Annotated in this window: 21 protein-coding genes and 1 tRNA gene; 2 read left to right on the top strand and 20 right to left on the bottom strand. The window is 43.9% G+C overall.

Going from position 1 to position 19,509, the window contains the following annotated elements; genetic code table 11:
- Positions 1 to 154: 154 nt before the first annotated feature.
- From MHB71_RS25340 to rpsF, 11 genes are all read right to left on the bottom strand, one after another.
- Positions 155 to 1,741 (bottom strand): MFS transporter, encoded by a 1,587-nt coding sequence (locus MHB71_RS25340; RefSeq protein ID WP_340027964.1) that lies wholly within the window; start codon positions 1,739 to 1,741, stop codon positions 155 to 157.
- A 251-nt stretch (positions 1,742 to 1,992) separates the two neighbouring features.
- Positions 1,993 to 2,898, bottom strand: a complete 906-nt coding sequence (locus MHB71_RS25335) for a D-alanyl-D-alanine carboxypeptidase family protein (RefSeq protein ID WP_282319776.1) — start codon at positions 2,896 to 2,898, stop codon at positions 1,993 to 1,995.
- A gap of 254 nt (positions 2,899 to 3,152) precedes the next feature.
- Positions 3,153 to 4,979 (bottom strand): oligopeptide ABC transporter substrate-binding protein, encoded by a 1,827-nt coding sequence (locus MHB71_RS25330; protein ID WP_338707432.1) that lies wholly within the window; start codon positions 4,977 to 4,979, stop codon positions 3,153 to 3,155.
- A 19-nt stretch (positions 4,980 to 4,998) separates the two neighbouring features.
- On the bottom strand, positions 4,999 to 5,904 hold the full coding sequence (locus MHB71_RS25325; RefSeq protein WP_036611941.1) for an ABC transporter permease: 906 nt from the start codon (positions 5,902 to 5,904) through the stop codon (positions 4,999 to 5,001).
- Between the two features lie 29 nt (positions 5,905 to 5,933).
- Positions 5,934 to 6,896, bottom strand: coding sequence for an oligopeptide ABC transporter permease (opp4B, locus tag MHB71_RS25320; RefSeq protein WP_036611942.1), 963 nt, complete (start codon positions 6,894 to 6,896; stop codon positions 5,934 to 5,936).
- Positions 6,897 to 6,903: 7 nt separating this feature from the next.
- The gene (locus tag MHB71_RS25315; RefSeq protein WP_017691436.1) at positions 6,904 to 7,836 is read right to left on the bottom strand and encodes an ATP-binding cassette domain-containing protein; all 933 of its coding nucleotides are present in this window, start codon (positions 7,834 to 7,836) and stop codon (positions 6,904 to 6,906) included.
- Positions 7,837 to 7,850: 14 nt separating this feature from the next.
- A complete protein-coding gene (locus MHB71_RS25310) occupies positions 7,851 to 8,840 on the bottom strand; it encodes an ABC transporter ATP-binding protein (RefSeq protein WP_101313565.1) in 990 nt (329 codons plus the stop codon).
- 727 nt (positions 8,841 to 9,567) lie between these two features.
- On the bottom strand, positions 9,568 to 10,161 hold the full coding sequence (locus MHB71_RS25305) for a M15 family metallopeptidase (protein WP_340027963.1): 594 nt from the start codon (positions 10,159 to 10,161) through the stop codon (positions 9,568 to 9,570).
- 228 nt (positions 10,162 to 10,389) lie between these two features.
- On the bottom strand, positions 10,390 to 10,662 hold the full coding sequence (rpsR, locus tag MHB71_RS25300) for a 30S ribosomal protein S18 (RefSeq protein ID WP_017691433.1): 273 nt from the start codon (positions 10,660 to 10,662) through the stop codon (positions 10,390 to 10,392).
- Between the two features lie 56 nt (positions 10,663 to 10,718).
- Positions 10,719 to 11,204 (bottom strand): single-stranded DNA-binding protein, encoded by a 486-nt coding sequence (gene ssb, locus MHB71_RS25295; RefSeq protein WP_017691432.1) that lies wholly within the window; start codon positions 11,202 to 11,204, stop codon positions 10,719 to 10,721.
- Positions 11,205 to 11,252: 48 nt separating this feature from the next.
- Positions 11,253 to 11,546: a 30S ribosomal protein S6 gene (gene rpsF, locus MHB71_RS25290; RefSeq protein ID WP_036611944.1), complete on the bottom strand. Its 294-nt coding sequence runs from the start codon at positions 11,544 to 11,546 to the stop codon at positions 11,253 to 11,255.
- 202 nt (positions 11,547 to 11,748) lie between these two features.
- On the opposite strand from rpsF, the gene MHB71_RS25285 reads away from it, so the two are divergent.
- Positions 11,749 to 11,943: a YjzC family protein gene (locus MHB71_RS25285; protein ID WP_036671877.1), complete on the top strand. Its 195-nt coding sequence runs from the start codon at positions 11,749 to 11,751 to the stop codon at positions 11,941 to 11,943.
- Between the two features lie 438 nt (positions 11,944 to 12,381).
- Here MHB71_RS25285 and MHB71_RS25280 read toward each other — a convergent pair.
- The 4 genes from MHB71_RS25280 to MHB71_RS25265 all read right to left on the bottom strand — a co-directional run bounded on the left by MHB71_RS25280 (position 12,382) and on the right by MHB71_RS25265 (position 13,994).
- A tRNA-Ser gene (locus MHB71_RS25280) sits at positions 12,382 to 12,472 on the bottom strand.
- Between the two features lie 103 nt (positions 12,473 to 12,575).
- Entirely contained in the window at positions 12,576 to 12,785 is a 210-nt protein-coding gene (locus MHB71_RS25275; protein WP_036611950.1) for a DUF951 domain-containing protein, read from the bottom strand.
- On the bottom strand, positions 12,775 to 13,605 hold the full coding sequence (locus MHB71_RS25270; RefSeq protein WP_223200026.1) for a mechanosensitive ion channel family protein: 831 nt from the start codon (positions 13,603 to 13,605) through the stop codon (positions 12,775 to 12,777). Before MHB71_RS25270 ends, MHB71_RS25275 begins: the two co-directional genes overlap by 11 nt.
- Before the next feature lie 125 nt (positions 13,606 to 13,730).
- The gene (locus MHB71_RS25265; protein WP_017691427.1) at positions 13,731 to 13,994 is read right to left on the bottom strand and encodes a DUF3343 domain-containing protein; all 264 of its coding nucleotides are present in this window, start codon (positions 13,992 to 13,994) and stop codon (positions 13,731 to 13,733) included.
- A 117-nt stretch (positions 13,995 to 14,111) separates the two neighbouring features.
- Here MHB71_RS25265 and yyaC point away from each other — a divergent pair, with 117 nt between their 5' ends.
- The gene (gene yyaC, locus MHB71_RS25260; RefSeq protein WP_017691426.1) at positions 14,112 to 14,717 is read left to right on the top strand and encodes a spore protease YyaC; all 606 of its coding nucleotides are present in this window, start codon (positions 14,112 to 14,114) and stop codon (positions 14,715 to 14,717) included.
- On the opposite strand, the gene MHB71_RS25255 is transcribed toward yyaC, so the two are convergent.
- The 5 genes from MHB71_RS25255 to noc all read right to left on the bottom strand — a co-directional run bounded on the left by MHB71_RS25255 (position 14,692) and on the right by noc (position 19,252).
- Positions 14,692 to 15,192, bottom strand: coding sequence for a DUF4446 family protein (locus MHB71_RS25255; RefSeq protein WP_036611960.1), 501 nt, complete (start codon positions 15,190 to 15,192; stop codon positions 14,692 to 14,694). The two genes, yyaC and MHB71_RS25255, sit on opposite strands and share 26 nt — an antisense overlap.
- 140 nt (positions 15,193 to 15,332) lie before the next feature.
- Entirely contained in the window at positions 15,333 to 16,487 is a 1,155-nt protein-coding gene (locus MHB71_RS25250; RefSeq protein ID WP_340027962.1) for an aminotransferase class V-fold PLP-dependent enzyme, read from the bottom strand.
- A 161-nt stretch (positions 16,488 to 16,648) separates the two neighbouring features.
- On the bottom strand, positions 16,649 to 17,494 hold the full coding sequence (locus MHB71_RS25245) for a ParB/RepB/Spo0J family partition protein (RefSeq protein WP_036611964.1): 846 nt from the start codon (positions 17,492 to 17,494) through the stop codon (positions 16,649 to 16,651).
- The gene (locus tag MHB71_RS25240) at positions 17,487 to 18,248 is read right to left on the bottom strand and encodes an AAA family ATPase (protein WP_036611966.1); all 762 of its coding nucleotides are present in this window, start codon (positions 18,246 to 18,248) and stop codon (positions 17,487 to 17,489) included. Before MHB71_RS25240 ends, MHB71_RS25245 begins: the two co-directional genes overlap by 8 nt.
- Before the next feature lie 185 nt (positions 18,249 to 18,433).
- A complete protein-coding gene (noc, locus tag MHB71_RS25235; protein WP_036611968.1) occupies positions 18,434 to 19,252 on the bottom strand; it encodes a nucleoid occlusion protein in 819 nt (272 codons plus the stop codon).
- Positions 19,253 to 19,509 lie beyond the last annotated feature (257 nt).

The raw sequence follows: 19,509 nt of genomic DNA, 5'->3' as shown, positions 1-19,509 counted from the left end.
TTTCTCTCTCTGGAATCAAGACACCGCTTACGCTCGTTCTATTGTAATCATTGCGAGAGCAAGAAAAGTTACAATCCGGTTAAATTGAAAAGAACAGCGACTCCTTTTTAGCTACAAAAGGTACACTGTTCTCTTCATTTCTAACGTTATCGAATCAGTTTGTGGATATACTTTCCACGTGTTGGCTCTTCTCTTTTTGACGCAGACGTCCCGTTATAAGCGCAGCTACCAGCGTAAGCACACTGAATACCACCGCAGACCAGAAAAGGCCATTATAACCCTGCCCTGTCGTTTGATGCACTGCCTGGAGCAACACATCACGGATGCCTTCATCAGGAATCTGGGACAGGCCCTCTGTCAGACTGGAGACATCACTCCCTGCTGCTCCACCCGATGCATATTGCTCCAGCATCTCCGGAGGCACCTGAATTCCTTTGTCAGCGAATCCTGCCTGAATGTTGGACCCCAGATTAATGAACGAACGTGCCAGGAATCCAGCGAAAATCGTAGGTGCAATAGCCATCGCCATCTGGCGGAATAACGAACTGGTCGCTACCGCGATGCCTTTGTTGTTCTCTCCCGCCTGTTCTGTGACAAGTACATTAACTGGCGCACCAAGCATCATGCCGAAGCCGATACCTACGAGTGTACTCGCGATGACAAATTGCCAGATATGCTCCACCCATAGCGGGAACAGCAGGAATCCAATCGCAGATAATAGCCCCGCAACCGATAACGTCCAGATTGGACCTTTGCGGTCAACGAGGTACCCACCTCCACCTGCCCCGATGCCAGATGCCAGCGCAAGCGGAGTAAACCAGTACCCGGAAGCCGTATTGGATACGCCGAGATATTGCTCAACAAATCCGGGAATAAAGATCACTGAGGCCAGAATGGCTCCCGAGAAAAAGGCAATTAGCAACGTCCAGCGAAAGGACGCAATGCCCAGAAGCTGTGTCGATACAACAGGTTCACGTTCAGATCCTTCCAGCCTTTTTTCCATGAAGTAAAAGAGCACCAGAATGATCACACCTGCCAAGAAGAAACCGTAGAACATCGGTGATCCCAGGCTTTGAAGCATGTTCACACCGTCCAGATTGCTGAAGCTGTACATTAAACTGAGTACACCCAACGTCAGGACAGCAATACCGCTCCAGTCCACTGCTGCACGATTCAGTTCCTGCTCTTCCTGAATAAATCGAATACCTGCAATGAACAGCAGTATGGCGATAGGCACGTTGATCAGGAATAACCAATGCCAGTTGCCCGTAAGGTCCAGTATAAAAGCACCGACATTGGGTCCCAAGATAGCGGCAACACCATTCATCCCTCCCAGCAGACCCAAGGCTGTACCTTGTCGCTCCGCCGGGAACTTGCTTAATACGTATGAGCTGGCAATGATAAAAATCCCACCACCGCCCAAAGCTTGAATGACACGAGCAATCAGGAAAAAGGTAAATGATGTGCTCAGCGCAACGAGCAGGGACCCGATCCCAAACAACGCCACTTCAATCAAAAATAGCTTCTTGCGACCATAACGGTCCGACAGTTTGCCTGCAATAGGTACACTCACCGCAAGCCCAAGCGTGTAAAGCGTAATCGTCCATGCTCCCCATGTTGGCGACACACCAAATGATGCATTTAAGGTGGTCAGTGAAGAGGTGATGATCCCGTTGTCCAGCGCAGCCATAAATACCCCTATGGCGAACAGGATTAGCGGCCATTTCATTTGTTTTTTCATCACAAGTTACCTCCCGATCAGATCGTAAATTCAGTATCGTACAGTTGGTTTGGTACATATATATTAAACCGAGTTGAATAATAATGACTCACTGGTCATTTTAAAACAAAAGAAAACCATATGTCAATTTAATAATATGGTTATATGGATCAATTTACCTCAGATTCGATAAAATAGAGCTACCACATGTTCAGTCGAACCTGCGGACAGCCCTCATATCTTATCTAACGTACTAACGCTTGCGTAATGCTTCAATAATCTGGTCTGACTCGGTTTCCCGAAAACCCATAGTTGAATAACTTCCGAGTCTCCACAAAACGCCCTTCACGAGTATCTGTTCCAAATACAACTGATATCAGTCTTTTGCCATCACGTTCAGCTGTCCCCACAAAATGATATCCGGAATCTTCATCATACCCGGTCTTTAATCCGTCATTCCCATCGTAAGCATACGGCCCACCAATGGAGGACAACATCCAGTTCGTGTTACTCATGTACATCCCTTTTTGGTGCATTGATACTTGCATTTGACTGGAGATTCTTAAAATCTCGGGATGGTTATTCAGCAGATATCGCGCAAGCTTGCATGCATCTATAGCCGTCATTAAGGTCTGCCCTTGTATATCCATCGGACGGTTAGGACCAAGCAGCTTTTCACTGAGGCCCGTTGAATTCGTGAATTGTGTATCCTCAGACAGCCCAATCTGAGTTGCTTTCTGATTCATCTGTTGCACAAACTTCTGCTCTGTACCACTGATATGTTCAGCCAGAGCAACCGCTGCATCATTGGCTGAATAGACAGCTATGATCTCGAACAACTCCTGAACGGTGAATTGCTCTCCTTGTTTCAGGGTCAGTTGACTGCCCCCCACGGAGCTGGCATACAGACTCACATTAACAAGATCATTCCAGCCTATATCACCATTGATCACGGCTTCCATTACTAACAGTTCTGTCATCAACTTACTGACGCCTGCCGGAGCAATCTCTTCGGAGCCGTTAAAATCCATTAAGATCTGTTCAGAGTTCATATCCATTAATACCGCAGATTCAGCTTTAATTCCCGGTTTGCCTACCAGCATGTCCGGTTTCACACCCAAATATATAATAAGCAAGAGAGCCAGCAGCATACCTGCCCGTTTCCACCATTTTTTCATAAGATGATCACCTCTTACCTATATAGACGAAGTAAAGAGGCATTTTGTCTGCACTTTTTTGAAAAAAAGTTAAATTTTTTTTATTTTTTGGTTACAAAAAAAACATGAACCCCATACACCCATGCCAGAGTGTACAGAATCCATGTTTTTAAAGACACTTTTTATTCATTTTCCCAGGAGAATTCTTCATTAATAATCTAGCAACCGGCTTCTTAAAGGACCCCAATCCTTACAGCTGCTAATTTAAGAATGTTTTACTGAGCTACAACTGCTTTGTCTGCATTAACTTGCAGGTCGCTCAGGTAAACGCCTGTTCCATCACCAATCGCATAGTTCATTACACGTTTGTTAACGGGTGCTACAACTGCACGATACAGTGTAGGGAATACAGGAACTTCATCTACCATGTATTGTTGCCATTGATTGTAGATCTCTTTACGCTTGTCTACATCAAATGCTTCAGCTGAGATACCTTGTGCCAGCAATTTGTCATTCTCTTCGCTGGAGAATCTGGAGAAGTTGTAGAGTGCATCACGGCCATACAGACCAGATGGATCTACGTCAATACCAACGCCCCATGCTGCTTGATACACATCAATGTTCGGATCATCTTTACCTGTGTTACCTACACGGTCATAGAAGCTGTTGAACTCAACCATTTCCAGATTTACTTTCAAACCAATAGCTGCCCATGATTGAACATAATAACGAGCCAATGGTTCAGCTGTGTCTCCACCAGTCATGGATACAAAGTTGATTTCGAGTGGTGTTCCATCCGGATTCGTACGGAATTCACCATCCAGTTTATAACCAGCTTCGTCGAGCAATGCTTTCGCTGCTTCTGGATCATATGTTACACCCTTATTGTTGGAATCATGGAATTCTGGGTGAGATGGTGGAATCAAGGTTGTTGCATTCCAACGCAGGCCATTATAGAAACGTTTACCTACTTGATCGTTATCTACAGCCATCCACATGGCTTTACGCAAGTTTTTGTCGCCCATTTTTGCTTCGGCATTGCTTACAACTTTTCCGTTCTCTTCATCCCACGTACCCAGTTTGAAACCGATGTACGTATAAGCACGATCGATTGCGCCCAGGAATTCTACGTTGGACAGGTTAGCATTGTCTTTGTATTGATCTGTCGGGAATGCATCCACAAGATCTACCCCGCCAGATTTCAGTTCTTGAACAACCGTTGTCGGGTTGATAACTTTCAGAGTTACACCATCCAGTTTTGGAGCTCCACGCCAGTAGTCATCGTTTTTAACAAAAGTTACAGACTCACCTGGAGTGATAACATCCACTTTAAATGGACCAAAACCAATTGGTTTTTCACGTACTTCTTTGGAAGAAGACATTTTGGCTACATCCATATCGCCGAAGATATGTTTAGCCAGTGGATACGTCCATACGCCACCTGTCAGCAGGGACGGAGTAGATTCTTTATACGTAATGCTGATTTGTTTGTCGCTCAGCACTTTAATACCAGAGATTGTTTTTGCTTTTCCAGCATGATACTCGTCCATACCTACTATGCTAGTGAAGTTGGAGTCATAACGTGGACCATCATACGCTTTGTTACCAATCACTTCATAAGCAAACTGCAGATCTTCAGCCGTTACCGGTTTGCCATCATGCCAGTTCACATTATCACGAATGGTCAGTGTGAACGTTTTGCCATCTTCGGAAGTCTCATATGTTGCAGCACCATCATTGGTGTACACATAGTCTTTATCCCAAGTCAGCAAACCTTCATCAAACCATTGAAGAACCTGTGCATCCGGGTTACCGGAATAGAAGTTAAAGTTCAGTGTACCTTCAAAAGCAGTATCCGATACAAGTCCGAATGTAACTGATCCACCCTCAATCGCAGTACCCTCATTCGTTTTGACATTGTTGAAGTCATCAATGGAGTAAACGCCCTCTTCATTAGCAGGTTTTTCCTCCGTTTTCCCCTCTTCTGTGTTGGAAGCTGGAGCTGGAGTAGCTGCTTCTTTCTCAGAGCAAGCTGCGAGCACCAATACAAAGACCAACATCATCGTGAAAAATAGTCCCCGTGAAAATAATCCCTTTTTCATGAACCTTTCCTCCCTTTTTTTAACCTCTTCTTTGTCTTGCATCAGTCGCACGCTTTAGGGCTTGACCGACATTATTTATACTCAACATCAATACCAGAATCAGTACCGATGCGGGTAGCCATATCCACCATCTGGACTCCAGGGTTTGCGGATTACGTGCATAACTTACGAGTGTTCCAAGACTAGGCGTACTTTCGGGAAAACCAAACCCTAGGAAAGACAGCCCGGATTCGAGGCCAATGTTGGCAGCGAGATTCAATGTCATCGTTACGATGATAATGGAACTCAGATTCGGAAGAACCTGTGAGAGCATAATCTTCAGATGAGATGAGCCCAATGTTTTTGAAGCTTTTACATAATCCAGTTCCCGTTCCTGTAATGCTTTGGAGCGAATCAACCTGGCGATACCCATCCAGAGAAATGCCGTCATGATTAGAGAGAACGAGATGATATTGTATTTCGGTACTGCCGTAACAAACGCGATAACAATCATCAACATCGGAAGGATCATGAAGAAATCAACAACACGCATAAACAGGTTGTCTATCATTCCACCGAAATAACCGGATAAAAGGCCAATTAAGATACCTATGAAGCCAGTCATTAACGTTACGATAATTCCAATGGTCAGGGAGTTACGTGTACCGATGACCAATTGGCCAAATACATCACGACCTCCATAGTCCGTTCCAAGCCAATATTTCGCGGATGGTGGTTCATATAAGGCAAACAGATCCACGCGTACGATATCATCCTGATTCAGAATGAGAGACGTGCCATATACCAGCAACATGACCAAGCCCAAGAAAATGAGCGAGATTAGTGCCACCTTATCTCTGACAAGCTCCCTCCATAAAATACTCAAGCTGGAGGGGCTTTTATCAACCTTTTGTGAAGTTACAACTACCTCGTTGGCCTTGCTCATCTTGTTTTCACCCCGAAATCTTCAAGTTCTTACTTGATCCGTATACGTGGATCTACAATTCCCAGAATTATGTCAGACAGCAATGCCCCGAGAATGGAAGCTACGCCATACAACAATACGAGTGCAGTCACAACGCTGAAGTCACGCAATGAGATGGAACTCAGGAACAACTGCCCCATACCTGGATAACTGAATATACTTTCGATAAATACCGTGCCTCCGATAAGTCCTGTGATCTCATATCCAAAGAACGCGGCGATAGGTAATAGTGAATTCCTCAAGATATGCCTGTTGTAGATTCGAGATTCCGAGGCACCTTTGGCTCTGGCAGTAATAACGAATTCCTTATGCTTGATATCAATGATTTCACTACGTAAATATTGAACCGTAGATACCGTTGTAATTAGTGCCATCGATAATGCCGGCAATAATAGATGATAGAACTTACTCATTACGTAGCTGAATGTGCCTGGTGTAAGACCCGGCGCAACGCTACCTCCTGTCGGGAACCAGCCGAAGTGGAATCCGAAGATCCATACCATCACCAGTGCGAAGATGAACAATGGTGCGGCAAACCCCAGGTAAGTGTATCCCGTGATCAACCGATCAGACCAGGTATCGTTGTAACGACCACTGATGATACCCAGTGGAATAGCGATCAGGTAAGTCAGTACAAGTGTCGCCAGTGCGAGCCAGAATGTATTTGCTACACGCTGACCGATCAAGTCGGTAACCGGCATTTTGAAACGGAAGGATTGCCCAAAATCACCTTGGATGGCGTTTTTGATCCAGTCCCAATATTGCACATACCAAGGATTATTCAATCCCAATCTCTCTCGCTGGGCTTCCAATGCTTTGGGATCAACGCTTGGATCAAGCAATCCGGTTAGTGCATCGCCCGGCATGGCCTTGGCCATCAGAAAGACCAAAAGACTAAGTAAAAAGATCTGAGGGATCATTATGATAATTCTGCGTACTATCGTTTTCCACATATGGCCTTCAACCTTTCTGAGGTAGAGCTACTCGGTGAGTATCGGAAATGGATTTGAGCGAGTATGCAAGTCCTTCCTCATCAAAGAAATTTCGGTATGAATGTTCATACTCGGATTTGACCTGTTGACGGAAGGCTACCATTTCCTCTCGTTTGGTTGGGTCCATATCCGGAATGGCTGCAATGAGACGTTTGGTATAGATGTGTTGCGGATTCTCAAAAATATCATTTGTTGTGCCCTGTTCCACATATCGACCTTTATACATAATTCCAATCTCATCACACATATGACGGATGATACCCAGATCGTGACTGATGAACAGATAGGTCAGATTTAATTCTTTTTGAATTTCCTGCATGAAGTTGAGTACCTGAGCCTGTACCGATACATCGAGTGCAGATACAGGTTCATCAGCGATAATTAACTTCGGCTTCAGGGCAATAGCCCGTGCGATGCCTATCCGTTGACGCTGTCCGCCGGAGAATTCATGAGGATATTTGTAGATTGATTCCGGACTCAGGCCAACCTTTTCAAGTAATTCTCTTACTTGTCTTTTCTCCTCGGTAGCTGTCAGACGCTCATAGTTACGAAACGGCTCAGCGATAATATCGATAACCCGCTTCTTTGGATTCAGTGATGAATATGGGTCTTGAAAAATCATTTGTACATCCCGCTGGAGCTGCCTGTTCTTACGTCGCTCCGTAGCCAGATTTTTGCCGTTAAACAGGATCTTTCCGTCAGTGACATGGTTTAGCCCAATAATGGCTCTGCCTGTTGTTGTTTTTCCTGAACCTGATTCGCCAACCAGACCATAAGTCTGTCCTTCTTCAATGGAGAAGCTAACATCATCAACAGCCTTTACACTGCCAATTTCCCGTTTAAGCAATCCACCGCGAATCGGAAAGTGTATCTTAAGCCCTTCTACTTCGAGTAATGCCATTATGTTATTCCTCCTCAGCTTTGGTCAGGGAAATGAAAGTGCTGGTAACAGGTACACCGTACAAAGTGACCTGGTGCAATTTCATGCATCTGTGGGTTCTCTTCATGAGCCGATTCACTAATCCATGGAATTCGGGCTTTGAATCTGCACCCTTTGCGAGGAAGATTTTTGAGTGATGGTACAATACCTTGGATGACATGCAATTTGGATCCTTCTTCAGACAGGGTGGGAATAGAGTTCAACAGTGAGCGGGTATATGGATGCTTCGCATCGTTCATCAATGTGAAGATATCTGCGATTTCAACAATTTCGCCTGCATACATAACTGCAACGCGATCAGCCATCTCAGCTACGACACCCAGATCATGTGTAATCAGAATAATGCCTGCGTTAATTTCACTCTTCAGATCACGGATCAGCTCCAGAATCTGTAGTTGAATCGTAACGTCAAGCGCCGTCGTTGGTTCATCGGCTATGAGTAGTTCCGGTTTGTTGGCAATCGCAATGGCAATAACAATTCTCTGTCTCATACCACCAGATAGTTCGTGGGGATACTGCTTGTATATTTGTTCGGGACGTGGAATCCCTACCTGATTCAATAAGTGAATGACCTTTTCTCTCTTCTCTCTGGAAGACAGCTTGGACTGATGAAGTGTGAGAATCTCTTCAATCTGTTCACCAATAATCATTAGAGGATTTAGTGCGGACAATGGGTCCTGAAAAATCATGCCCATTTCTTTACCGCGTAGCTTGTTTAACTTGCTTGGGGAGATGTTGGCAATATCTTGTCCTTTATAGAGAATCTGGCCTTCGATTTTTGCTTTGTTATGCAAACCCATAAGAGAGAATGCAAAAGCACTTTTACCTGACCCGGATTCACCTACAATCGCCAACACTTCATTTTTCTTCACCGTAAGGTTAACGTGATCCACTGCTGCATAATAGTCATCTTCAATTCTGAATGATGTTGTTAGATTTCTGACTTCCAATAGCTCTGTATTCAAATCAATCACCCTAACCCCATAATTTCCGTAGATTGTATTCGTGTGTAGAGAAATGCATCCACTGTATATTTCCAAGTTCTTGAAGATAACGAACAATAGCTTATACAAAATACCAAATTGTTAGGAGAAACAAGTATAAGAGACTTATATTTAGACCATTGGTCAATTAATGTTGATAATTCCTAGCGGAATTATATAGCAAAATAATTAATGTAATCATACGTGTAATTTTAGCTAACGTCAATGCTTATTTTGAGATTTTTGGTATAAATGTTTTTTATACTACAGATTTGGATATTAGTAATACTATAAAGGCTTATGGCAGGGAATTTGAGAGGTGTTATCTTGTTTTTGGCTGTGAGGCGAACATAGGCAATCAGTCAAAATAACATATACATAACATAATAGTTACATCTAGTGTATGTGTATGCTTTAATTTAAGTAGACAATCTTAATTTCGCGTGAGGTAAATGTTACATATATGAGTGATGATTATATCTCGATCTATAGCTGAATTTTATTGAACCGGAGCCGTTATGCTTGTAATTGAAATAATATATGCGATCAAAGTAAAAAATCTAGTTAATCTAGTATAGTTTTATTTATTTGCTAATGTAAAGACCAAATTGTCATCTTTTATCATTTATTTTACAAAAGAAAGAAAAAAGCCCTGCAAAATGCAGAGCTTATCTAATAATTATTCATTTAAGTGTATATATAACACCTTTTACTGAGAGTCAGGAGGTCTTTTACCACGTTTTAACTCATTAATACTCAAACCAAAATCCATCTGCAAGTGAGGATAGTCCGGGAAGTTTGCCCAGTCTCCACCCCATGTGAAACCTAACTCTTTGGCGAGATCCACAACTTCCATCCAGTCTGCCTCGCCATTGCCGTTATCATCACGTTCCATATCCCACACCACATCACCCCCAGGCGTCCTCAGTGCAAAATCAATTGCCAATCCGTAGTTATGATATGACTCACCACCACGTGCATTAGTAACGATATTGCCTGCGCTTGAGCGTCCTTGGTTGAATAGTGCATCTTGCTCCTCGGAACTTCGGTAACCGTGGGTGATAACAATCTCTATTCCACGTCTCGCTGCCTTACGTACCAATAATTTCTCATTCTCTGCAACCACAGGATGTAGGCCGGTGATTGGCAGAGCTTCTTGGATTGTTGTCCCAGGCCACATATTATCTATATCATCTTTTTGCTGTAACCATACATATATAATGGAAAGTAAAAGAGTAGCTATAATCCAGGTTTTTAGACTTCTCTTTTTTCTCTGTTTGCCTTTACGTTTTGATGTATTCATATCCACTCCTGGTGTTTATTCTGAAATAAACAGCTATTCCTGCTGCCTGAACCTTTTCAGTAGATTAGACTCTATTATAATTCATTTGAGCCTTGAATGCTTCTATCACCACAGTATTGAATTCTTCCATTTGTTAGAGTGGATCTGTTATTTCTAATAATTCTATTGATATATACAAAAAAGCAGCCGGCTATAAGCCGACTGCTTCGTATGCAAGCTGAGTAAAAACTACTCAGTTGTGTATGGCAATAATGCGATTTGACGGGAGCGTTTGATTGCAATCGTCAGCATGCGTTGATATTTAGCGCTAGTACCTGTTACACGGCGTGGCAAAATTTTTCCACGTTCGCTGATAAATTTACGAAGCAAGTCCGTATCTTTATAATCGATGTGAGTAATTTTGTTAGCTGTGAAGAAGCACACTTTACGACGTTTATTACGGCCGCCACGACGTGCCGGTCTTTTATCGTTGTCTCCGCCTTCTCTTTGCTTGAAGCCCATGCTTTTCAGTCCTTTCCTATCATGTAACCCATATCTCCTAAGAGTATCAGCTCATGTTAAAATGGCAAATCATCATCCGATATATCAATCGGTTTTCCGTCATCGGAAAAAGGATCCTGATTGTTGCTACGCGAATTATTGTTATTGTTCGCGCGTCCGCCGCCTCCATAAGAAGGCTCTTCACGCATTGGTTGCCCACCGCCGCCACCGCTATTATCACGGTTAGCTGACTCCAAGAAACGGACATTATCGGCAATGACTTCGGTCACGTATACACGTTTTCCTTCGTTATTCTCGTAGTTCCGTACTTGAATGCGTCCTTCGACTGCAGCCAGGCGTCCTTTGCGCAAGTAGTTCGCACAGGTCTCGGCAAGCTGTCTCCAGGTTACGACCGGAATGAAATCGGCTTCCTTTTCTCCCCCTTGGCTTGTAAACGGTCTGTCCACTGCCAAAGTAAATTGCGTAACTGCTACTCCTGCTGGAGTGTAACGCAACTCAGGATCCCGGGTTAACCGTCCGATCAGAATGACACGGTTCAACAATGTAATCCCCTCCTTCAGAGCGTATTGGTGCGTTAATCACGAGTAGTCTTAAGCAGACTTAACGTCGTTGGTAATGAGATAACGAATTACTTCGTCAGAAATCTTCATGAGACGCTCAAGTTCAGTTACAACTGCTGGTTCAGCAGTGAAATGTACCAGAACATAAAAACCATCACGGAATTTCTTGATCTCATACGCAAGACGGCGTTTACCCATAACGTCGTGAGCTGTAACTTCACCACCGCCGTTGGAGATGATGCCTTGGAATTTATCGACTGTAGCTTGAACAACTTCTTGCTCAATGTCAGGACGAATAATGTACATCACTTCATATTTGCGCATAATTTTCACCTCCTTATGGACTCTGGCCCTCAATCTAGGTTGAGAGCAAGGAACGAGCACAAACTCGAACTATATTAATATAACAAATACCGAGTCAAAGTGCAAGCAAACGTTCCCTGTACATATTGGCACATGATCAGCCCGGCTATGGAGCACACTACAGAAGCAACAAAGTAACATAATCTGCAGAGGAGGTTTTATCATGGGTGAAAAAACCGAGTTTGAACCAGGAGACAAAGCCCCAAACGATGGAGAGTACACGGAAGTTGGGGAAAAAAGCTTTGTCACGGAAATTCAGAACCCAAAGCGGGTAACGTTGCAAAAAGGTGAAGCTTTTCCCGAAACAAGCAATCATAATCGCAAGTGGAAGAAGCTGACCAAAGCCCGCGTCCATTAATCGCAATACTTTTTTACGATCCATGTATATAAAACGGAATAAAGCACATAATACAATCAGGCGGTGCACGAGAGAGGTGTGGTTCCGTTGGACAACGAAGCCGATCATTCGCTGTTGGAGATTCATCACGTAATTTAAGAAGCAAGTGGTTATGTGTAGTAAGGCCCTTCGTCTGAAGCACGCGTATTGCTACGTGCAGTACACCAAGTGTCTGATTGTTACGACCGATTGTTTCCTAACAAACAAATGCACCGCCGGATAAAGAGCCCTTCGGGGCTCTTTGTTTTTCGTTCGAGTCATTAATGATGCATCTGATATGGATACATGTTCAATACATATTCGATAAAACGTTATACCAAAAAAGACTTTCCTAATGGAAAGTCTTCTTATCGATCTTTTTATTAAACTCAATGTGTATTGAGTAAATTACAATTGAAGTGGCGGAAAGGGTGGGATTCGAACCCACGCACGCTGTGACACGCCTAACTGATTTCGAGTCAGCCCCCTTGGGCCTCTTGGGTACCTTTCCGCAGCAATATTGATTATAGCATGATCATTTACAGAACGCAACACTCCTACGGAGCCTGCATGTAAACGTTATTACGCATACTGCATACCGAATTATTGCAAGATCAGGATTCAGTGGAATCTTCGGCTGAACGCAGTACCTTCTTCATGTTTTTCTCGAATTTCGCTCTAGGAATCAACACGCTGTGTTTACATCCGACACACTTAATCCGAATATCCATACCCATACGAATGATCTCCATCTCATTGCTGCCACAGGGATGCTGCTTCTTCATCTGCACGATATCCCCAAGCTGGAAACTTTTACGCTCCACCTGTGCCATCCCCCTCATCTTTCTCCAAAGCTACTGCCTGTTCCAATACAGCTTGATTGCTCATCTCATGATACTCCAGCGTTTTCTTCACATCGCCCTGAATCTGACGTTCCACCGAAGCACGAGAGTTAGGCATACATTCAGCCACAATTCGCACCACATACTCAGATGTAGACATCGACTGTATACCGAGCACATCCGGCACCTTCACAATATTTAGGTCACGCTCTTCAATCCCAACCAAAGACTTTTTCACCAGATGTACTGACTCATCGAGACTTAAGTCCGCCTTCATCGGAATATCCACTACAGCCAGCGAATTCGACATGGAGTAGTTCGTTACACTTGCAATCGCCCCGTTTGGGATAATGTGCACTTCGCCTTGCCAGCTGACCAGTTTCGTTGTTCTAAGTCCGATCACTTCAACCGTTCCCTTGTAGGTTCCCGTCTGAATAACATCCCCCACAGCGAACTGGTCCTCCAATATAATGAAGAAACCGGTAATAACATCCTTGACCAGACCCTGTGCACCAAAACCAATGGCAAGCCCGAGCACACCGGCACTCGCGAGTAGAGGTCCAACTTGGATATTGATCTCAGATAACAGTAGCAGAATCATAATAAAATTACATGTTATGGAGGTCGCATTTTTCAACAGTTCCCCTACGGTTACGAACCTGCGCGGATTCACGCGAATCTTGCCTTCCTGCTTGCGTTCCATGGAACGATCTATAATCCGATAGACTACCTTAATGACAATACGGGTGATGATAAAAATAATGATGATCCGGATTGAGCTGAACATAATGTTAAGCCACATATCGGGATCTGCAATTTTGTTCCAGACTTTATCCGTCCAACGAAGGGCTTCACCAACGGCGGTTGCGGCACCACTAGCTGTAGTCCCTTGAGCAAACTGAAATGGCAGCATCCATCATGCCTCCTCTACATCGGTATGTTATCATAGCTGTCTTCTGTTTTGAAATAGAGGCCTCGGATCTCTACGAACTCATTACGAATGATCTTTTGCACTCGCTCCAGATCCTCTTTTGGAAACTGAATACATAGCGCACACCCTGCTGTAATTTCTTTTGGTGTAGGGAACAAATCAATCTCTATCTCAGCGAACTCCAGCAGCATTTCAGCACGCAGTGCCTGCTGGGTTGAATCAAATGCAATCAGCATCCAATCGTTAATCCATTCGTCCATGTCCGGCTCCTTTCGCCATACGTCCAACCCTAGAGAAAAAGCTTGTCCTCGTGAAGTATAAAACGCTCTACCTTTCCATATACTGTTACTACTATTCCAAGGGAAAGGATAGATCCTATGAATCCTACTTCGCGTTCCTTTTCATCACAAGACATGACCAGTTTGAAAATCCCCCATACCGATCCAAGTATTCACTCGGCCATTACCCATCGTTTAATGTTCCATCTCTATAAAGCCCATTCTCTGCAAAATGTAGTGATTGTCTGCATCGGCACAGATCGCTCAACAGGCGACTGCCTTGGTCCTCTGGTCGGATCAGCCCTTTCCAAGTGGGACAGCCCTTTATTCCATCTATATGGTACCTTGGATGAACCAGTCCATGCGATGAACCTGCAAGATACACTCCACAACATACAGAAAACACACCATAACCCTTATGTGATTGGCATTGACGCCTGTCTCGGTCAATCATCCAGTGTGGGATGCATTCAAGTTGTGAATGGTCCACTCAAGCCGGGTGCGGGGGTAAATAAAGAATTACCGCCGGTCGGCGATATCCATCTGACAGGTATCGTTAACGTCGGCGGCTTTATGGAATACTTTGTTCTACAGAACACACGGCTCAGTCTTGTTATGCGCATGTCCGAGATTATTTCCAGCAGTCTATACTCGGCCATTCGGGAATGGCATACACGTTCTACTCTGCTTGCTGTGCCAGAGTAATAGCTTCCTTTTCCTCTGGGGACAGAGTATACGTGGACTCTCCCCCTTTAAGAGGTTTGGCATATACGTAAGAACCGTCACGGTTATATATCCCCGTAAGAATCATGCCATCCTGGCTATCGTTAATCATGGCCATTGAGAAGCTCAGATCACTGCCACGCTCTCCATATGCATTGTACCTTTTCACGCCAACTTTACCTTGAATGCGGGTCAGCTTTTGCATGACAACTTGCAGCTGATTCGTTTGCAGTTTGTGTTCATCCTCAATGCTGTCCATCTGAATTTTCAGATTAACCAGCAACGATTCCAGGTCCTCTACTCCACTGCCAGCCATCATGGCTTCATATTTACGTTTAAACTTTCGTAACTTTGCCCCTTGAACAATACTCACAATCAGCAAGATCACCGTAAGTAATGCCATTCCGCCAATAATCCATAACAGCTGTTCCAGAATCAGCTCGTTTAATTCAGCCATGTAATTGCAACTACCCCTCTATATTTTTGATCAGATTAACGTCTGTCCTGTAATATTATCATTCATTATAAATCAACCCGATATCCATAAGCTTAATCAAGCAACCCTGTATCAAATGAGTTCATCATTTCAACTCTAATCTAGTCTGCCTCAGTTAATTCCAACACTGCCTTAACGAGTGCTTCCACATGTTCTCTAGTTGAATTGTATCCCACACTGGCCCTTACTGCTCCGGTAGCGGTTGTACCAGCAGATTCGTGTGCAAGCGGTGTGCAATGAAAACCGGAGCGAACCGCAATCCCATAATTCCGATCTAAACGGAAGGCCAGTTGTGCTGAATCATACCCATCTACAGTAAAAGATACTAATCCGGTGCGTGGCTGTCCAATCTCTGGACCAAGCATTCGAATGCCCTTAACGGATGACAGCCCATCCATCATAAGTTGGGTCAGTTCCCACTCATGTTGGTAGATGACCGCTGGTGTCATCTCAAGTACATGTTTCACACCCGCATTCAGCCCTGCGATCCCGACTGTATTCGGCGTCCCCGCTTCATACCGATCAGGACGCACCTTTGGCTGCTCTAGAGCTTCTGACTGACTTCCTGTTCCTCCATGAAGTAAAGGCTCTATATCGAGCTCTGGAGCAATGTACAAGCCCCCTGTACCCTGAGGACCGAGCAGTCCCTTATGCCCTGGAAAAGCCAACATATCAATGCCCAATTGTTGTACATTCACAGGTATAACCCCAGCACTCTGAGCTGCATCTACCAATAAGATCGCCTGATGTTTACGACATAGGAGCGAAATTTCTCCAATAGGAAGAATACTGCCAAGCAGATTCGAACTATGTGTACATACCACCAATCTGGTATTAGAACGAAACATACGTTCCATTTGCATCAGATCAATGGCTCCCGCAGCATTAACAGGTACATAATCAATCTCGACATTTCGGAGTCTGCGCATATACTCTAGTGGTCGTCTGACTGAGTTATGTTCAGCCATGGTGGCAATCACATGGTCGCCCTCTCTGAGCGAGCCTTGAATCGCTAGATTTAGCGCTTCTGTCGTATTTGATCCGAATGCAATATCATTCGCATTTTTGATTCCAAAGATATTGGATATGGATTTTCTCGCCTCGAACAATACACGACTTGCCTGAACAGCCATACGGTGACTTCCTCTGCCAGGATTAGCTCCGGCAATCTCCAATGCACTCAACATCGCATCACCGACAGCAGGTGGTTTGGGCCAAGATGTTGCTGCATGATCTAGATAGATAACTCCCTCCACCTCACAACCACCTCTGTCCCATAAATTAATAATTCGCCTGCACGTATTGCACATATAACCCTATAAACAAAGAATGACATATCGTTTCTCCATGGTACAGAGGCGATATGTCATGACATGAGTAAGCCCCGCATGTTGTTAATGAATCATAGACCCGACTGTTATTGTAACAATTCCAATAGCCGTTCCAGATCCTGTTGACTGTAGTAGTTGAGCTCAATTTTACCTTTATCTTTATTGTGCTTGATTTTCACTGTGGTTTTGAAACGTTCACGAAGAGATTCTTCCAATGTATCAATGAATGGATCTTTCTTTTTTAACTTCGATTTGGCTTTAGCCTCACCTGTTTTGGAGCGATCCAGTTGTTGAACAGCTTCCTCCAACTCACGTACACTCCATTGCTGATCAATGGTCTGTTTCGCAAGTTGCTTCACTATAACCTCGTCTTTAACACCCACGATCGCACGTGCATGTCCCATAGATAATGTTCCACGTGAAACATGGTCTTTTACTTCTTCGGGCAATGATAACAGACGCAAGAAGTTAGCAATGTGAGAACGTGATTTACCTACTTTTACAGACAACTCTTCCTGAGTCAACGCGAATTGATCCATTAACCCCTGATAAGCAACTGCAACTTCCATAGCGTTCAGATTCTCCCGTTGCAGGTTCTCGATCAACGCAATCTCCATTACCTGCTGATCACTGAAGTTGCGGACTACAGCCGGTACCGTGGCATTACCACAATATTGCGAAGCTCTGAACCGTCGTTCTCCGGCGATAATCTCATAACCTCGTAATACAGGACGAACAATAATGGGTTGTATGACACCATGCTGACGAATGGACTCAGCCAGTTCATGTATTGCGCCCTCATCAAATACTTTACGTGGTTGATAGGGGTTAGCCCGCAGTTGACTAATCGGGATTTCTACGACTTTATCATCGTCATTAATTGAAAGCGAAGGAATGAGGGCATCAAGACCTTTTCCAAGCCGCTTACTCATAAGAAATCACTTCCTTTGCGAGCTCTAAATACACTTCCGCCCCTCTTGAACGAGGGTCATACGTGATAATGGATTGACCATGAGATGGTGCTTCACTAAGCCGTACGTTACGCGGAATAATCGTTTGATATACTTTTTGTTGAAAATACTTTTTCACTTCTTCAATAACCTGAATTCCCAGATTGGTCCGCGCATCAAACATCGTCAGCAATACCCCTTCAATCTGCAGGGATGTATTCAGATGTTTCTGTACCAGACGAACCGTATTGAGCAACTGACTTAATCCTTCAAGTGCATAATACTCACACTGAATCGGAATGATCACCGAATCGGAAGCAGTCAACGAATTGATCGTTAACATACCAAGAGATGGTGGACAATCGATCAGTATGTAATCATAGTTTTTTTTCACCATGGCGAGTGATTTTTTCAGGCGAACTTCCCGTGATATCGTGGACACCAATTCGATCTCGGCTCCGGCAAGCTGAATCGTTGCAGGTATGATATGAAGGCCTTCAATCTGAGTCTCCAAAATTGCTTCTTGAGGAGGAACCTCATTAATAATGACATCATATATACAATTAGCCACATCTGCTTTATTGATTCCGACTCCGCTGGTTGTATTCCCCTGAGGGTCAATATCGACAAGCAATACTCTTTTCCCGAGTGAAGCCAGTCCTGCACCCAAGTTAACAGATGTCGTCGTTTTCCCCACACCGCCCTTTTGATTTGCTACGGCCATAATCTTAGACAATTACTTCACCTCAAATAAAATAGGAGTCTTTTCTGTAGGTTGTGAGATATTGTTAACAAAAAGCAGGCGGCTATCGTCCACACAAACAACAACTACCGTTCCATCAATATACCGTTCTTTAAAAATGTTTGACCTAACTTGCTTTATAGACATAAAAAGCGGCCCATTGCCGCCATAAGCTTCAATTATTTGCGTTTTGGAATATGGATAACGATCTCATAATGATCCTCATGGTCTGCTTCTTTGGTTTTGATGTCCAGACCAGAGCCAGTTACCATATCAATGGATTGGCGAATTGTATTAAGTGCAAGCCTTACATCCTTGGTAAAGGAAACACGTCTAGATTTTTTAATCTTGGAAGATTCCTTGTAGAAGGCAACACGTGCCTCTGTCTGTTTCACATTCAATTCTTTTTCGATAATCTCACCGAGCAACTTCATCTGCAGTTCTTCCGTATCCAGAGAAAGTAATGCTCTTGCATGCCGTTCAGAAATTTTGCGTTCCATCAATGCAGCTTTAATGCCGTCCGGAAGCTGTAACAACCGAATTTTGTTCGCGATGGTTGACTGGCTTTTGCCGAGTCGTTGTGCCAGACTTTCCTGTGTCAATTGATGCAAGTCGATGAGCTTCTGATAAGCGACAGCTTCCTCAATGGAAGTCAATCCTTCACGCTGCAAGTTCTCAATCAGTGCAATGGATGCGGCCTGAGAGTCGTTGAATTCACGCACAATAGCCGGAATCGTATCCAAACCCAATTTTCGAACTGCACGCCAGCGACGTTCCCCGGCAATAATCTCATATGATCCATTTCGCACGCGAACGACAATAGGCTGAATTACACCATGTGTTTTGATCGTCTGCAACAACTCATCAATTTTATCATCATCAAAAATAGTACGGGGTTGATATGGGCTGCTCACAATTTCATTAACCGGAATCTGTTTGATCTCATCTCCGTTATTGCGCTCCGCCAAACCAAACAACTTCGAAAATTGTTCTTTCATTCCGCAGATTACCACCTAGTTTCGTAATAGCTCCCACAGTCTTTGCAGGTGCTTCTTATTCAATAAGCGACCTTTCACATGCATCGTTCTTGGAATAAGTTTTGCCTTTCATAACGCTTTCTGTCATGCAACATCGAACGCATATCCATCTATCTATACATATAATCTATGATCGCTGTGACCCAGGATCGGATACTTCTATTCTATCATCTTTTCTATCATAATCCTATGCTTACCTATTCTTTAAACTCTGCTAA

This window comes from Paenibacillus sp. FSL H7-0940 (genome assembly GCF_037979415.1).
In the GTDB taxonomy this organism is placed as follows: domain Bacteria; phylum Bacillota; class Bacilli; order Paenibacillales; family Paenibacillaceae; genus Paenibacillus; species Paenibacillus amylolyticus.
This window is presented reverse-complemented; position numbering and strand designations above follow the sequence as displayed.

Bases quoted from the DNA above. Each gene is read 5' to 3' on its own strand.
- MHB71_RS25340 (WP_340027964.1), bottom strand. From the start codon at position 1,741: ATGAAAAAACAAATGAAATGGCCGCTAATCCTGTTCGCCATAGGGGTA.
- MHB71_RS25335 (WP_282319776.1), bottom strand. From the start codon at position 2,898: ATGAAAAAATGGTGGAAACGGGCAGGTATGCTGCTGGCTCTCTTGCTT.
- MHB71_RS25330 (WP_338707432.1), bottom strand. From the start codon at position 4,979: ATGAAAAAGGGATTATTTTCACGGGGACTATTTTTCACGATGATGTTG.
- MHB71_RS25325 (WP_036611941.1), bottom strand. From the start codon at position 5,904: ATGAGCAAGGCCAACGAGGTAGTTGTAACTTCACAAAAGGTTGATAAA.
- opp4B (WP_036611942.1), bottom strand. From the start codon at position 6,896: ATGTGGAAAACGATAGTACGCAGAATTATCATAATGATCCCTCAGATC.
- MHB71_RS25315 (WP_017691436.1), bottom strand. From the start codon at position 7,836: ATGGCATTACTCGAAGTAGAAGGGCTTAAGATACACTTTCCGATTCGC.
- MHB71_RS25305 (WP_340027963.1), bottom strand. From the start codon at position 10,161: ATGAATACATCAAAACGTAAAGGCAAACAGAGAAAAAAGAGAAGTCTA.
- rpsR (WP_017691433.1), bottom strand. From the start codon at position 10,662: ATGGGCTTCAAGCAAAGAGAAGGCGGAGACAACGATAAAAGACCGGCA.
- rpsF (WP_036611944.1), bottom strand. From the start codon at position 11,546: ATGCGCAAATATGAAGTGATGTACATTATTCGTCCTGACATTGAGCAA.
- MHB71_RS25285 (WP_036671877.1), top strand. From the start codon at position 11,749: ATGGGTGAAAAAACCGAGTTTGAACCAGGAGACAAAGCCCCAAACGAT.
- MHB71_RS25270 (WP_223200026.1), bottom strand. From the start codon at position 13,605: ATGTGGCTTAACATTATGTTCAGCTCAATCCGGATCATCATTATTTTT.
- MHB71_RS25265 (WP_017691427.1), bottom strand. From the start codon at position 13,994: ATGGACGAATGGATTAACGATTGGATGCTGATTGCATTTGATTCAACC.
- yyaC (WP_017691426.1), top strand. From the start codon at position 14,112: ATGAATCCTACTTCGCGTTCCTTTTCATCACAAGACATGACCAGTTTG.
- MHB71_RS25255 (WP_036611960.1), bottom strand. From the start codon at position 15,192: ATGGCTGAATTAAACGAGCTGATTCTGGAACAGCTGTTATGGATTATT.
- MHB71_RS25245 (WP_036611964.1), bottom strand. From the start codon at position 17,494: ATGAGTAAGCGGCTTGGAAAAGGTCTTGATGCCCTCATTCCTTCGCTT.
- noc (WP_036611968.1), bottom strand. From the start codon at position 19,252: ATGAAAGAACAATTTTCGAAGTTGTTTGGTTTGGCGGAGCGCAATAAC.